This is a genomic window from Sporosarcina sp. P16b (assembly GCF_002743065.1).
Classification (GTDB): Bacteria; Bacillota; Bacilli; order Bacillales_A; family Planococcaceae; genus Sporosarcina.
This window is the reverse complement of record NZ_PDYO01000001.1, coordinates 438,882-452,191: the sequence shown is the minus strand read 5'-3', so window position 1 is coordinate 452,191 and position 13,310 is coordinate 438,882. Positions and strand designations below refer to the sequence as shown.

The following is a 13,310-nucleotide window of genomic DNA, read 5'->3' as shown; positions in this document are numbered from 1 at the left end:
ACTGTTGTATAAAATAGACACATCCACCAACTTGGGGGATGTGTCTATTTGTTTTTCTAACGACTCGAAGTGGCGGAATACACTCCGTCTATCACACGCACTTCAATAGTTCCTTGCTCAGCAGTCGACCAAAAAGGAATACCATGTTCACGGAAGCGGTCGATTACTTCTTCATGTGGATGTCCATAGCGACTATTTCTCCCTGCCGATACAATAATAAACTCAGGTTGAAGAAAGTTGATAAATGACTCTGTGCTCGACGTCTTGCTTCCATGATGGCCGGCTTTCAATACGACACGTTGAAAATCAGCAAAACTATATCGTTGCAAAAACCGCTGCTCCCCCTCTTTTTCTAGATCTCCTGGAAAGATGAAATGAAGATCTTTTTGCTTCATTACAAGTACTAGTGAACTATCATTACCGTCATATATTCGCTCTTCAGGTGCTACATATTGGAATTGATAGCCTTCCTCTTTCCAATTAACCCCATCCCTAACTAATTGCACTGGAATGTTCTGTTTTTTTGCCAATCTCAACACTTCATCCATCACATTCTCCTGTTCACTCCCAGGCGGCAAATGAATTACCTTTACTTTTAACTCTTCCAATACTTCATCGGCACCTTCCATATGATCTAGATCAGCATGGGATATGATCAGCCGGTCGATTTTCGTGATCCCTTTCGCTTTTAAGTACGGCACAACGATATTTCGTCCAATTTCAAAAGGCTGCTCGGGTGTCTTCCAATCCGTTTCGCCAAAACGAACCACTCCACCTGTATCTATCATATACACTGCTTTCCGATAGGGCATTTCGATTATCGTACTGTCCCCTTGCCCGACGTCAACATAGGAAATGACCGCATCACGGTGAAGTATCGGCTTAATTTCCAAGTAGAGCGCTGGGAGTAATAAGCAAATAACACCGACCATGACGAATTTCTTTCTTTCCAGACAGACTAGGAAAATGAGAATACCCAGAACGGCAAGCGCTGAGCCCACGCCATCCGGTTGTCCGGGCGTCCACATTTGGTAGGGAAAGGAAGCTAACCAAGTTGTCATACTACCAATGCACTGCCTCACAGGCTCATAGATTATAAAAAGGAGTGTTGCCAGCGGTGGTGCGACAAACGTGCAGATCAGCAATAGTAAATTAGCTGGCAAAATACCTATAGAATACAACGGAACATAGAACAAATTCGCAATAAAAGAAGAAATTGATAACTCGTAGAAGTGATACAGCAAAATAGGATAAAGCGCGACTTGCGTAATGACCGTAACAAAAAATGAAACGAACATTCCATTTTTCGCTTGGCTAAGAATAGCTGACGAATACAATAAAGAAAACGCAGCTAAATACGAGAGCTGAAATCCCGGTTGAAAGACGATATAAGGTTGCATGACGATAAAAAGTAACGCGCTCAAAGCAAGAGCATCGTCCAGGCGCAATTTAAAATTGCCTGAAACAGCAAGCAATACAATCATTGTCACCGTTGATGCACGCCAGACAGACGGCGCTCCGCCCGCAATACATGCGTAGATTGGTAAGAACATGAGTAATCCGTAAGTCACCCACTCTTTTCGAAAACCGATACGCAACAAAATCGCGCGAATGAAAAACGTCAATAGACCGACATGCAACCCCGATATTGCAAAGAGATGCGTAATACCAAGCGTCTGATACTCTTTTTGCAAGATACGATCCATTCCCGAACGGTCACCAATCAATAATGCTTCAGCTTCTGTAACAAGTGAAGGTGGAAATTGATTATGAATATGTTGTTTGATTGCAGAACGATAGTGAGAGAGTCGCGAACGCAGTGTTGTGAGGGGTACGCTCGACGTGATCCGGGTGGCTTCTAGAATTCCCGCCGCGCCATTCATTCGTAAATAGCGTGCCATATCGAATGAATAGTCATGGGCCGCTGGTTCCAGTTCTTTCGGCTCCACTTCAGCCGTGAACTGATATGTTGCTAATCGCGCAGACTGAAATTGACTTTTTTGTAGTTCGGAAGCGAATGAATACATCATATAGACGACCGTGCCATCAGTCAGAGTAGCGAAACCTTTCACTTTAGCGCCATCGATTTTCACTTGATCTTTCCAATGAAAGGTCACGACTGAGTCCTCAGGAAGTGATGTAAATTGACTTGAGAAATAGAAAAAGGAGAGACTTGCAATAAGTGAGCAAAGAAGAAGGTGTAGATAATCTTTGCGTAAAAAGTAGAACGGTATGAGGAATACTACATTCAAAAATAAAAGCGATCCTGAAAGCTCAGCTGCAAACGCAGATATCGCAACAGGAATCGCTATATACATCCATCGTATCGATCGGATTAATTGCCAAATAAATGATTCACCCTTTGCAAAAGGGTATCCAGTTCTTCAGGTTCAGCGCCAAGTTCCTGCATTTTCGTCAACATTTCGTTGAATAATGAAAATTTCTCTTCACTGGCGAAGTCAATAGAACGCTCGTCAAACGGCACTTTTACAATCTCCACACCCGCTTGCGCAAATAACTCAAGTGCATACTCACTGTTTCGATAATCTGCGGCATATTTAACGCGTTCAATACCCGCTTGAATCAATGCTTTACTACACTGTAAACACGGGAAGTGAGTGACATAAATGGTCGCCTTTGCAACCGGTATACCATATTTAGCACATTGTAGTAATGCATTCATTTCCGAGTGTATCGTCCGAACACAATGATTATCTACGACGTAACAGCCGTGTTCAATACAATGATCTCCGCCCGATATCGAGCCATTGTAGCCGCCAGCAATAATGCGTTGATCGCGTACTAAAATGGATCCTACCGAGAGTCGCGTGCACGTGCTGCGCATCGCCAGCAAATGACTTTGCGCCATGAAGAACTGATCCCAAGTAATTCGCTCCATACGGTTGCCTCCATCAATTAAGAATAATAAGTGGTTCTAATTTTTCAAATGTCTTGTCACCAATACCTGAAACGCTTTTTATTCCGTCCAATTGCGAAAAAGGTCCATGTTCTTCCCGATATTGGACAATCGCCATAGCTTTGGCTGGGCCGATGCCAGGAAGCGTCTGAAAATCGCTTTCATTTGCGGTATTGATATTTACTTTTGCTGTGGAACTGTCCATTGAGGAAGATGACGCCGGTTGCTCGTATACAGGTGGCTCTTCTCCCGCGATTGGCACATAGATGACAGATTCATCCTGCAATCTTTGGGCGTGATTCAACAACCTAGTGTCAGCGGCCTCTGTGTAGCCTCCTGCTTTATCGACCGCATCAAGTAATCGGTCACCGTCTTGCATCGAATAAAGTCCGGGATGTTTCACAGCACCTTTAACATCTACCAGAATCGCAACAGAGACAGCTTCCGCGACTAATTCAATAGGCGCTTCCAGTTCTTTATTTTGCACAGTAGTTTCCATAGATTCGATTGGTTCAAATAGGGGTTGTCCATGTTCTTCGGAAAGTTGATCCGGCTGTTCTCGGGGAAAGAACAAAACAGTGGAAAGTACAGCGAATGCTGCAATAGGAATGATCAATGTACGCCATTTTTCGGTAAGGAATGAACGGATAAGCAACCATCCTTTCTTTCAGCACCGTATGGAGTCTTATTAACTATACCTGATTCCGAAATACTATGGTAGTCCTATTTTCGAACTTGGAAGAATATTCTTTCGCTCTCCTCTTCAGGTGCTTCATCTTCCCAATCCGCAAAAACCCGTTCAATACGAAATCCAACTTCTTCAAGCATTCGAACGTATTCCGGCACCGCGAACGTTCGTTGCCTATGTACTTCGTCAAAACGCTGATAGGAATCATCTTCTTGTTTTACGAAAAACGCCAGCTCAGAATAAATCGAGTGATTCTCTTCTCCCGGGGTAGTTTGCCAAATATATGCAATACGTTGATTATCATAAACAAACGGTCCTTCAAGGAAAATCTCATCCATTTTATATAATGAATGCACATCAAACAGCAACACTCCACCTGTAGCAAGCGCACCATAAATTCGGCGAAACGTTTCCACGACATCTTGCTGCTGGATGATATAATTCAAGGAATCGATCGAGATGATGGCAGCATCAAATGTATCTTCCACCTCTAGTCGCTGCATAGGTTGTTCGATAAACTGAATATCTAGTGAAAGTGACTGCGCACGTTGTGAAGCGACCCCGAGCATATCAGCGGAGAGATCAATACCTGTTACGTATGCCCCTTTTTTAGCAAGTTTCGCAGAAAGTACACCCGTACCGCACCCTATATCCAATACTTTTTTCCCGAAAACGCCAGCAGACGCCAAATCGAGTAACTCGACATAGGCGTCATACGGGATATCATTCATTAGTTCGTCATAAATTGATGCGAACGCTGAATAGGAAGAACTCATACTTCATCCTCAACGTTTAGTAGCTGTGCGTCTCCCCATAGCTTTTCCAAGTTATAGAATCCGCGTTCATCTCTATGGAATACATGCACGACTACATCGAGAAGATCGACTAGAATCCAACGACCCGCATCGAATCCTTCCAAACGTTTCACTGTGTAACCTTCTTTTGAAGCCGCATCCGCTACTTCGCGCGCGATGGCTTGTACTTGTCTTTCAGAGTTAGCATGACAAATGATGAATTGATCAGCAATTAGTGAAATGCCCTCCATGTTTAATACTACGATGTCTTCTGCTTTCTTACTATCTACTGCTTCATAAGCTAATTCCAATAATGTTGGCATATTTCACTGTTCCTTTCTTCTACGTACGTGTTCATTATAGCAATCAAATGAATGGGGAAAAATGACTGCATATCGCTGAACTAAAAATTTAAATGTATGCTGGATGCATTCTGTCATTTGATCTTCCAGCGGTTCTCCGTCTATACGTTGGCGTAGCTCTTCGATACCCGGAAACTTTCTGCCTGGTTCGATTAAATCAGCGATATAGATCACTTTCTCTAGCTCACTCATTTCTGCACGTCCCGTCGTATGAAAACGAATAGCCTGCAAGATATCTTGGTCTTCTACACCATAACGTTCTTTCGCAAGCATAGCTCCAACCGGCGCATGCCATAATTCGGAGTGGTATTGTGCATAGAGTTCATACTCTTCATCTCGTTTCAGTAATTCGAGTAATTCATCTTTATCCATAAATTTGGCATAATCATGAAATAGGCCAGCAATTTCAGCCTTTTCTACTGATACACCCACTTCTTCAGCTAATTTCATTGCGGTTTCCGTGACTCGCAGTACGTGTTCATACCGCGCTTTAGGTAAGCGTTTTTCTAAGTCATTTCGAACTTGTTGAAGATCCATATAATCTCTCCTCTCGAATGTAAGCTTCGACAGCCGGGGGAATCAAAAGTTGCACGGTTCCACCTTCTACAAAACGTTGGCGGATCAATGTGGATGACAAATCAAGTTGTGGTGTTTCTACTAATTGTACCCGGATTGCAGAAGTATTATCAGCACCTGGACGTTTTACACCGATAAACGTAACCATTTCGAGTAAATCCTCAATTCGGTACCATGTCGGTAACTGATCAATCATATCTCCGCCAATAATGAAATGAAAATGAACATTTGTTTCATCTTGTATTAACTGCGACATCGTATCATACGTAAAAGATACTCCACCGCGCTCAATTTCAAATGATGACGCACGCAAGCCTTCCACTTCATCTACCGCCAGTTTCACCATTTGCAAGCGCTGTTCAGCTGATGCATCGCCTGTCGCAATCTTATGAGGCGGGACTGCAGTAGGCATCAACCATACTTCATCTAACTGTAGTGCATAGCGCACTTCATTGGCAATTAATAAATGTCCAGTGTGTGGCGGATTGAAAGTTCCGCCCAAAATGCCGATTTGTTTCATCTGATTCTCCTTACGGTAATTGTATGCGCTTCTTCTCTGTCGATTCTCTGTATAAAACAATGGTGTTACCGATGATTTGGACTACGTGGATACCTTTGTACGCGCCAATCTTTTCGGCAATTTCCTTTTTATCTTCCTCGCAATTTTGAAGGACACTCACTTTTAGTAATTCACGTGCTTCGAGTGCTTCGTCGATTTGCAAGAGGATTGCGTCAGTCAAACCACTTTTCCCAATTTGGAATAATGCGTCCAAATGATGTGCTTCGCTACGTAAAAATCTTTTTTGTTTACCTGTTAACATGTTTACCCGCCAACTTTCATTGTAATCATATCGTTCATCTTTTTCGTGTCAGGATAGACGCCTGTCCACTTTTCAAAAGCAAGAGCGCCTTGATGAACGAACATTCCTATACCGTTCATCGTCTTCGCACCTGCTTGTTTTGCTTGTCGTAAAAATTCTGTTTCAAGCGGATTGTAAATGATGTCCGCTACTATTGCACCGTTTGCAACATTCTTCGGATCGAGCGGTAGTCCTTCTTGTGCAAAGTTCATACCGACGGATGTCGTTTGCACTACAAGTCCAAACTCGCCGAGACGATCTCTGGCGTCTTCAATGGAAAGCGCATGACCATCCTTCATATCTGCCGCTAGTTCCGCAGCTCGTAAAGCGGTACGATTCGTGAAATAAAGTGGTCCGTAGCCAGCTGATTGCAAAGCAAAGGCGATACCTCTAGCCGCGCCGCCAGCTCCAATAAGTAATACCGGGCCTTTTACCGAATCTGAAAACTCTTCTAGCGACTTCACGAACCCCGCTCCGTCCGTATTGGCACCGATTAGTTTACCATCATCTGTTTGATATACTGTGTTGACCGCATTCATGACCATTGCCGATTCGTCTACTTCGTCTAGGAAAGGGAGAATCGCCTGCTTATGGGGTACTGTCACATTGAAGCCACTGCATCCAAGTGAACGCAAGCTGTTTATCGTTTGCTCTAGGCTTCCCGCTGTTGCATGAATCGGTATATACGTTGCGTCCAAGGCGTTTTCTTTAAACCACTGATCATGCATGACCGGTGACATCGATTGCGCGATTGGATCGCCTATAACCGCATACCATTTTTTCATCTGGTCTTCCTCCTGTCCCTCTTAAATCAATGAAGGTCTGATTTCAACATTCACACCTTTTGGTGCGTGTACAGCCACTTTTACATCAGCGTGCTGAATCGTAATCCAGCCAAGGCCTGAAATCACTAGGTCCGTCTTCGCTTCCTTAATCGAAAATTCATGACGTACAAGTGACGGCAACTTCTCAAGTGATGCAGGTCCTGGTGGAGATAGCATGTCACCGAGATGGTTTTTGTACAATTCATCAGCATTTTCCAACTTCGTCCGGTGAATTGGCAAACTGTTTGCTGCATAAATGTTGAAAGAAGATCGACCACCTTGAATGAAGTCAAAACGTGCAAGTCCGCCAATGAATAATGTTTGTTCAGCATTCAGCTGATAGACTTTCGGTTTGAGTTCTTTCTTCGGTGTAATCAACTTCAAATCATGAGGATCCAAGTGATGGGCCATTTGATGATCATTGATAATACCCGGTGTATCCATCAGCATTTTTCCGTCATCCAAGGGAATTTCCACCACATCCAGAGTGGTTCCTGGGAAATAAGACGTCGTAATTACATCGTCCATGCCTGTCGCATCTTTGATGATCCGGTTAATAAAAGTAGATTTGCCTACATTCGTACAGCCAACTACATAAACGTCCTTACCCTTACGATAGTTCTCAATCGCGTCAAGTGCTTCACTCATGCCGTTGCCTTTTACAGCAGACACAAGCAATACGTCAATTGGTCTGAGACCTAACTTTGCAGCTTCTGTCTTCATCCAATTTTTCACTCGTTGCGGATTGATCGCTTTCGGTAGGATATCTGCCTTGTTGCCAATTAATAAAATATCCTTCTTACCTACAAAGCGATGTAATCCATTGATCCAACTACCGTTGAAATCAAAAATATCCACCACTTTCACGATCAAGCCTTGTTTTTCACCGATTCCGTTTAAAATCGCTAAAAAGTCGTCTCCTGATAAGGATACTGGCTGTAATTCGTTATAGTTTCGTAATTTAAAACAACGTTGGCATATGACATCTTCTTTTTCCAATGAAGCCGGTGGCGCATAGCCTTCCATTGTTTTATCCGTCGTTTGGATCGTAATACCGCATCCAATACACTTGATCAATTCCAAATTTAGTCCTCCCACGTAAGTAATCCTTTTCTTTTAAACCTTGCCATAATCCGTCGTTCAATCGCACGGTTGAACTTCGTAATGGTCGCATCGGAACTTGCGACAGGGACAACTAATATCGACTGCAGTCCCACTCGATTTGCACCCAAGATATCCGTTAACAATTGATCGCCAATCATGACGACTTCTCTTTTGGGCAAGCCCAATGTAGCAAGTGCCTGATGAAATGATTTTTTCATCGGCTTACGCGCTTCGCAAATATACGGAATGCCTAATGGATCACAAAAGTGACTGACGCGTTCAATATGGTTATTGGAAACAACTGTGATTTGCAAGCCGGCATCGCGCATAGACTTGAACCACGCCATAATATCTTGCGTAGCATCCGCACGATCCCATTCAACGAGTGTGTTATCTAAATCTGTAATGATCCCTTTAAAACCTTTTTCAAGAAGGTCTTCCGGTTTAATCAACAAAACGGATTTTACATAAGCACTCGGTAAAAAATGATTTAACACATTATCCTCTCCGCCCTACAACAAATTCTTGTCTGATTATAACATAGTTGTGCAGCATGCACGCACAACTATGTCTGATTTTATCGCATTTCTTGTCAGTGATAGACCTTCCGTCGTTTGCATAGAGTAAACTACTAATAATCGGAGGTGGTCACATGAGCGGGTTTTTCCTGGCCGTCATGCAATTATGGTTAGAGATCCCCGCGCTAATCGGTTATATCAGAGGGCAAGCTTTCCTTCGTCCATTGTCCAAGAAAGAAGAAGCAGAGTGCCTGAGACGATTAGCTGAAGGTGATGAAAGTGCACGTAATGAACTTATTGAACACAATATGCGTTTGGTCGCCCATATCGTCAAGAAGTTCCAGCCGAAGCATGAACTTCTTGATGATTATATTTCTATAGGAGCGATCGGTCTGATGAAAGCTGTCAACAGCTTTACACCAGATCGAAAAACCAAGCTCGCAACGTACGCAGCTCGCTGTATAGAAAATGAAATTCTTATGTATTTACGAACACAGAAAAAGGTGCAAAAAGATGTTTCTCTCTACGAACCAATCGGCATGGATAAAGATGGCCAATCCCTAGAAATCGCGGACCTCCTTCAAACAAACGACATACCCCCACAAACAACCGTAGAACAAAATGAACAAAAAGAGCGACTCTACCGTCATTTGGATAAACTAGACTCCCGCGAGTTGGAAATCATTCAAAGACGCTATGGCTTGCTGGATGATCAGCCGATGACACAAAAAGAAATTGCCGAGCAACTGAATATTTCCAGGAGCTATGTTTCACGTATCGAGAAACGGGCAATCGTCAAATTATATCAATCATTCAAACATGAGTATCAATAATACAAAAAGCGTTTCCGATTGTGCAACAGAGGCCCACAGCCCCCGCACATCGGAAACGCTTTGTTTCTTTTCTCAGTCAGCTTTAACCTCGCGTAAAATAACTGCTGCTAATAATGCTGTGACAATAAACACTCCACCCATTAAGAATCCCATTGAATATCCCTCCTATCAACCAAATGAACTGCTAGTCTGTTTACTTAGACATTTTATCATAGAACGATCAAAGTTTCGAGATGACACGCAAAACAATCTGTGACGAGTGTTTGGCAGCTAGCGGTAAAAATTCATCGAAACTAACTGTTGATTCTTTTCCGGCAATATCAGAAAGTGCCCGGATGACAACACATGGCGTGTTAAACTGATAACATACTTGCGCAACAGCAGCTGCTTCCATCTCTACAGCAATTACGCGTGGAAATCTATTTTTAACTTGTAGAACTTTTTCAGCGTCGGCCATGAAAGTATCAGCTGAAGCGATGGTTCCCACAGCATGTTCATATGTATCTAACTCAATAACAGCTTCTCTAGCAAATTCGATTAGTTTAGGATCTGAAGGAAAGCTTGCAGGAAGTTGAGGTACTTGGCCAAGCTCATAGCCGAATGCAGTTACATCGACATCATGATGTAGGACATAATCAGATATTACAATCGTTCCTACTTCAAGTTCAGGATTAGTTCCACCCGCAGAACCTGTATTCAACACTATGTCAGGTTTAAAGTTTTGCAAAAGGATTGCGGTTGCCATGGCAGCGTTTACTTTTCCGATACCACTCTTCGTCACAATCACTTGATGCTTGCCTACTTTCCCTTCAATAAACTCACAGTTTCCAATAGTCGTGATTTTTCCAAGTCCAATTTCTCTGCGTAGGATTTCAACTTCTTCCTCCATCGCACCAACGATTGCTATTTTCATTTATGTCCTCTCCTCTTTTCTACTTACTAGAATGTGCTGCACGGAAGGCAGCACATTGATAGTTCGATAAACTTACTTCAATATTTCCATTCTCACAGGTTTCCAACCTTGGCCATCAACCCATTCAAGATATACTTTGTATTTTTTGGAATTGTCCTTGCTTCTTACAATACCTTCTGATTTTTGAGGACTACCACCATTTTGAATACGCTCAAAATACATTTGATCTTCCGACATGCCGGTTGCATAGGCTATGGCTTTCTTTTTCTCAAACCAGTCATCGGACTGACCATCGTATTTCGAGACGTGCTCGCCTGTTTGTTTTGTTCCAATAGGTTTCCAGTCAGGATTCACAACAACTTTCTTGCCCGAATCCGATGAAGTTTCTCTCTTCGGTTTTTCCTTTTTAGGTTCTACCTTTTTCGGTTCTTCTACTTTAGGCGCTTCAACTACTGGCGCTTCCGGTTCTTCAACCACTTCATTTATCACTTCGTTTTCTTCTTCTGGGGTCTGAGCTTCTGGTTCCTCTGCCTCATTCGGCTCTTTTGCTTCAAGCTTGTCCAACTCGTCCTCATCGTCTAAAACGATAGGTTCAATTGGAGCTGTTTCGGACTGTGTGGATTGCTTGGGCTCATCAATCGCCATTTCTTGTTGATCGTCATTACCGTTGATGAAAATTATGGCAACGACCGCAATGAGGAAAACTACTACACCAATTGAAATATTCAATGCTTTATTCACTTTGCTCGCTTTATTGCCTTGTTTTCTTGACATTCTCGAATATTTTGGATCTTGATCCGCCATTTCAGACATCTCCTTCACTATGAAATGAAAAACGTATACCGCGGTGGGAATAAAAATTAGCAATACCGTCTTCTGTTAGCCAGAAGACGGTACGTGTATCATTTTATCTCAAGTATTTCTACTGACATTTCACCGCCGGGAGTCTGGATCTTTACTTTGTCATCTTTTTTTCGACCAATTAACGCTTTCGCAATTGGCGAGTCGTTTGAGATCAAACCTTCTAGTGGATTAGCTTCAGCTGAACCAACAATCGTATAGGTCTCTTTTTCACCATCAGGAATTTCTTTAAATGTAACTGTTTTACCTAATTGGACTTCATCTGTATTCAATTCATCTTCAGTAATAATGACCGCATTACGAATCATTCCTTCAATAGAAGAAATTTTCCCTTCGACAAATGCTTGATCTTCTTTCGCTGAATCGTACTCCGAGTTTTCCGATAAATCACCGTAGCTCCGTGCAATTTTGATGCGTTCTACTACTTCCACACGTTTAACTGTTTTCAAATGCTCTAGTTCTTCTTCTAACTTCGCTTTACCTGCGGCCGTCATTGGAAATTTCTTTTCTGAAACCATGTCATAACACTCCTTAAATGTCTGTTCATAAAAATACTATGTCACACTAACTTCAATTATGTGACATAGCGGAACTATTTTAGTTTTGACTATACTTTTTTTCTGTTTCGTATTCTGATCTAGATGAAAAAAACTCTTGCTAGCCTTGCATGCATCCTAGTTTTTCTATAGAAACTCTCGCGGATGCTGAATTAATTTAAAATTATGTCATCATCATATTATACTTCGTCAACAGAAGCAAGAATTGTTTTTATCTTCGTTACCATCAAATCGATTGCGACCGCGTTTTCGCCGCCTTCCGGAATAATTATATCAGCATACTTTTTTGTCGGTTCAATAAACTGATTATGCATCGGACGCACAACGTTTACGTATTGCTCGACGACTGAATCTACTGTACGTCCACGGTCATGAATATCCCGTAAAATACGACGAATAATGCGAATATCAGAATCCGTATCAACAAACAGCTTGATATCCATGAGATCACGCAATCGTTCATCTTCCAACACTAAGATTCCTTCAAGAATGATGACATCTTGTGAATCCACGGTTACTTTTTCAGAAGAACGTGTATGCAATGTGTAATCATAGGTGGGCTTTTCGATTGGCTGTCTGTTAATCAGCTGATGAATATGTTGGATCAGAAGGTCGGTATCGAATGCTAATGGATGATCATAATTTGTTGTTAATCTTTCCTCAAATACTAGATGTGATTGGTCTTTATAATAATCGTCTTGTTCAATGACGACGACTGAATGACCTTGGAATACTTCATGTATCTTCTTTGTGACACTTGTCTTACCGGAGCCAGAACCACCGGTAATACCAATCACGACAGGTTTTTTCTTCACAGTGATTCCCCTTTTGTGGCCTACTGTTTACTACTTTTTCACAGCGATTAAAATGCCGTCTCCTATTGGAACTAGAGATGTGTCATAGTGATCGTTCTGCATCGCCCAGCCCGTGAATTGTTGCAAATTACGTATCATGGTGCGGTTGCGTTTTGGTATGTCTGCATCTTCCAACAGCACCATACCATGCATGAACATATTATCACAATAGATTACACCTGCAGGACCGACGAGCGGGCTATATTTGTCGAAAAACTTTCGATATTGCCCTTTTGCTGCGTCGATGAACAGTGCATCAAATGGTTCTTGTGGTAACTTGGTTTCATCTAACTCGAGCGCATCATCATGAATAATGATAATACGCTCCTGTAGTCCGCTGCGCTCAATATACTCGACCGCTTTCTCATATCGCTCTGTATCGCGCTCGACTGTATAAATGACAGCGTCAGGAAAAGCTTTCGCCAATCGAATAGCCGAATAGCCGATTGCGCTTCCAATTTCTAGAATACGTTTCGGCTGCTGTATTTGTAGCAGTCCGATTAACGTATACAAGCCTGTATCATCCATGATTGGCACACGATGCTCAGCAGCGTAGTGCTCCATCTCTAGGATGAGCGGCTCTTTTACTTCTACAAAGCGGCTAATGTACGTGTTGTAGTCCGTCATATCTACTTCCCCTTTACGACGT

At 42.5% G+C, this 13,310-nt stretch carries 17 protein-coding genes; 1 reads left to right on the top strand and 16 read right to left on the bottom strand.

Annotated elements, in window-relative coordinates; all coding sequences use genetic code 11:
- Positions 1 to 56 precede the first annotated feature (56 nt).
- The 11 genes from CSV77_RS02260 to CSV77_RS02210 form a co-directional block, all read right to left on the bottom strand.
- A complete protein-coding gene (locus CSV77_RS02260; RefSeq protein ID WP_158232001.1) occupies positions 57 to 2,117 on the bottom strand; it encodes a DNA internalization-related competence protein ComEC/Rec2 in 2,061 nt (686 codons plus the stop codon).
- Between the two features lie 218 nt (positions 2,118 to 2,335).
- A complete protein-coding gene (locus CSV77_RS02255) occupies positions 2,336 to 2,899 on the bottom strand; it encodes a ComE operon protein 2 (protein WP_099672123.1) in 564 nt (187 codons plus the stop codon).
- 13 nt (positions 2,900 to 2,912) lie between these two features.
- Positions 2,913 to 3,572 (bottom strand): helix-hairpin-helix domain-containing protein, encoded by a 660-nt coding sequence (locus CSV77_RS02250; protein ID WP_233212153.1) that lies wholly within the window; start codon positions 3,570 to 3,572, stop codon positions 2,913 to 2,915.
- A gap of 68 nt (positions 3,573 to 3,640) precedes the next feature.
- Positions 3,641 to 4,381 carry a class I SAM-dependent DNA methyltransferase gene (locus CSV77_RS02245; RefSeq protein WP_099672122.1) on the bottom strand — a complete coding sequence of 247 codons (741 nt, stop codon included), beginning with the start codon at positions 4,379 to 4,381 and terminating at the stop codon, positions 3,641 to 3,643.
- Entirely contained in the window at positions 4,378 to 4,722 is a 345-nt protein-coding gene (gene rsfS, locus CSV77_RS02240; RefSeq protein ID WP_099631640.1) for a ribosome silencing factor, read from the bottom strand. The genes CSV77_RS02245 and rsfS overlap by 4 nt, the downstream gene beginning before the upstream one ends.
- Before the next feature lie 3 nt (positions 4,723 to 4,725).
- The gene (gene yqeK, locus CSV77_RS02235; RefSeq protein WP_099672121.1) at positions 4,726 to 5,298 is read right to left on the bottom strand and encodes a bis(5'-nucleosyl)-tetraphosphatase (symmetrical) YqeK; all 573 of its coding nucleotides are present in this window, start codon (positions 5,296 to 5,298) and stop codon (positions 4,726 to 4,728) included.
- A complete protein-coding gene (locus tag CSV77_RS02230; protein ID WP_099672120.1) occupies positions 5,273 to 5,857 on the bottom strand; it encodes a nicotinate-nucleotide adenylyltransferase in 585 nt (194 codons plus the stop codon). The genes yqeK and CSV77_RS02230 overlap by 26 nt, the downstream gene beginning before the upstream one ends.
- Before the next feature lie 10 nt (positions 5,858 to 5,867).
- Entirely contained in the window at positions 5,868 to 6,158 is a 291-nt protein-coding gene (gene yhbY / locus CSV77_RS02225; RefSeq protein WP_099631637.1) for a ribosome assembly RNA-binding protein YhbY, read from the bottom strand.
- Between the two features lie 2 nt (positions 6,159 to 6,160).
- Positions 6,161 to 6,982 carry a shikimate dehydrogenase gene (gene aroE, locus CSV77_RS02220; protein ID WP_099672119.1) on the bottom strand — a complete coding sequence of 274 codons (822 nt, stop codon included), beginning with the start codon at positions 6,980 to 6,982 and terminating at the stop codon, positions 6,161 to 6,163.
- Between the two features lie 21 nt (positions 6,983 to 7,003).
- Complete coding sequence (gene yqeH / locus CSV77_RS02215) at positions 7,004 to 8,104, bottom strand: ribosome biogenesis GTPase YqeH (RefSeq protein ID WP_199171301.1); 1,101 nt, start codon at positions 8,102 to 8,104, stop codon at positions 7,004 to 7,006.
- A 2-nt stretch (positions 8,105 to 8,106) separates the two neighbouring features.
- Complete coding sequence (locus tag CSV77_RS02210) at positions 8,107 to 8,622, bottom strand: YqeG family HAD IIIA-type phosphatase (protein WP_099672118.1); 516 nt, start codon at positions 8,620 to 8,622, stop codon at positions 8,107 to 8,109.
- Positions 8,623 to 8,777: 155 nt separating this feature from the next.
- On the opposite strand from CSV77_RS02210, the gene sigK reads away from it, so the two are divergent.
- Positions 8,778 to 9,476: an RNA polymerase sporulation sigma factor SigK gene (gene sigK, locus CSV77_RS02205; RefSeq protein WP_085133471.1), complete on the top strand. Its 699-nt coding sequence runs from the start codon at positions 8,778 to 8,780 to the stop codon at positions 9,474 to 9,476.
- A gap of 220 nt (positions 9,477 to 9,696) precedes the next feature.
- Here the strand turns inward: sigK and mtnN are convergent, their stop codons facing one another.
- The 5 genes from mtnN to CSV77_RS02180 all read right to left on the bottom strand — a co-directional run bounded on the left by mtnN (position 9,697) and on the right by CSV77_RS02180 (position 13,288).
- Complete coding sequence (mtnN, locus tag CSV77_RS02200) at positions 9,697 to 10,389, bottom strand: 5'-methylthioadenosine/S-adenosylhomocysteine nucleosidase (protein ID WP_099672117.1); 693 nt, start codon at positions 10,387 to 10,389, stop codon at positions 9,697 to 9,699.
- A gap of 72 nt (positions 10,390 to 10,461) precedes the next feature.
- Complete coding sequence (locus CSV77_RS02195) at positions 10,462 to 11,193, bottom strand: DUF1510 family protein (protein ID WP_158232000.1); 732 nt, start codon at positions 11,191 to 11,193, stop codon at positions 10,462 to 10,464.
- 98 nt (positions 11,194 to 11,291) lie between these two features.
- On the bottom strand, positions 11,292 to 11,768 hold the full coding sequence (gene greA, locus CSV77_RS02190) for a transcription elongation factor GreA (protein WP_099631631.1): 477 nt from the start codon (positions 11,766 to 11,768) through the stop codon (positions 11,292 to 11,294).
- Positions 11,769 to 11,986: 218 nt separating this feature from the next.
- Positions 11,987 to 12,622 (bottom strand): uridine kinase, encoded by a 636-nt coding sequence (gene udk / locus CSV77_RS02185; RefSeq protein ID WP_099672115.1) that lies wholly within the window; start codon positions 12,620 to 12,622, stop codon positions 11,987 to 11,989.
- 30 nt (positions 12,623 to 12,652) lie between these two features.
- A complete protein-coding gene (locus CSV77_RS02180) occupies positions 12,653 to 13,288 on the bottom strand; it encodes an O-methyltransferase (RefSeq protein WP_099672114.1) in 636 nt (211 codons plus the stop codon).
- Between the last annotated feature and the right edge of the window lie 22 nt (positions 13,289 to 13,310).

What these genes read in the sequence shown, in the direction of transcription:
- CSV77_RS02255 (WP_099672123.1), bottom strand. Translation starts at nt 2,899, where the DNA reads ATGGAGCGAATTACTTGGGATCAGTTCTTCATGGCGCAAAGTCATTTG.
- CSV77_RS02245 (WP_099672122.1), bottom strand. Translation starts at nt 4,381, where the DNA reads ATGAGTTCTTCCTATTCAGCGTTCGCATCAATTTATGACGAACTAATG.
- rsfS (WP_099631640.1), bottom strand. Translation starts at nt 4,722, where the DNA reads ATGCCAACATTATTGGAATTAGCTTATGAAGCAGTAGATAGTAAGAAA.
- yqeK (WP_099672121.1), bottom strand. Translation starts at nt 5,298, where the DNA reads ATGGATCTTCAACAAGTTCGAAATGACTTAGAAAAACGCTTACCTAAA.
- CSV77_RS02230 (WP_099672120.1), bottom strand. Translation starts at nt 5,857, where the DNA reads ATGAAACAAATCGGCATTTTGGGCGGAACTTTCAATCCGCCACACACT.
- yhbY (WP_099631637.1), bottom strand. Translation starts at nt 6,158, where the DNA reads ATGTTAACAGGTAAACAAAAAAGATTTTTACGTAGCGAAGCACATCAT.
- aroE (WP_099672119.1), bottom strand. Translation starts at nt 6,982, where the DNA reads ATGAAAAAATGGTATGCGGTTATAGGCGATCCAATCGCGCAATCGATG.
- sigK (WP_085133471.1), top strand. Translation starts at nt 8,778, where the DNA reads ATGAGCGGGTTTTTCCTGGCCGTCATGCAATTATGGTTAGAGATCCCC.
- mtnN (WP_099672117.1), bottom strand. Translation starts at nt 10,389, where the DNA reads ATGAAAATAGCAATCGTTGGTGCGATGGAGGAAGAAGTTGAAATCCTA.
- CSV77_RS02195 (WP_158232000.1), bottom strand. Translation starts at nt 11,193, where the DNA reads ATGGCGGATCAAGATCCAAAATATTCGAGAATGTCAAGAAAACAAGGC.
- greA (WP_099631631.1), bottom strand. Translation starts at nt 11,768, where the DNA reads ATGGTTTCAGAAAAGAAATTTCCAATGACGGCCGCAGGTAAAGCGAAG.
- CSV77_RS02180 (WP_099672114.1), bottom strand. Translation starts at nt 13,288, where the DNA reads ATGACGGACTACAACACGTACATTAGCCGCTTTGTAGAAGTAAAAGAG.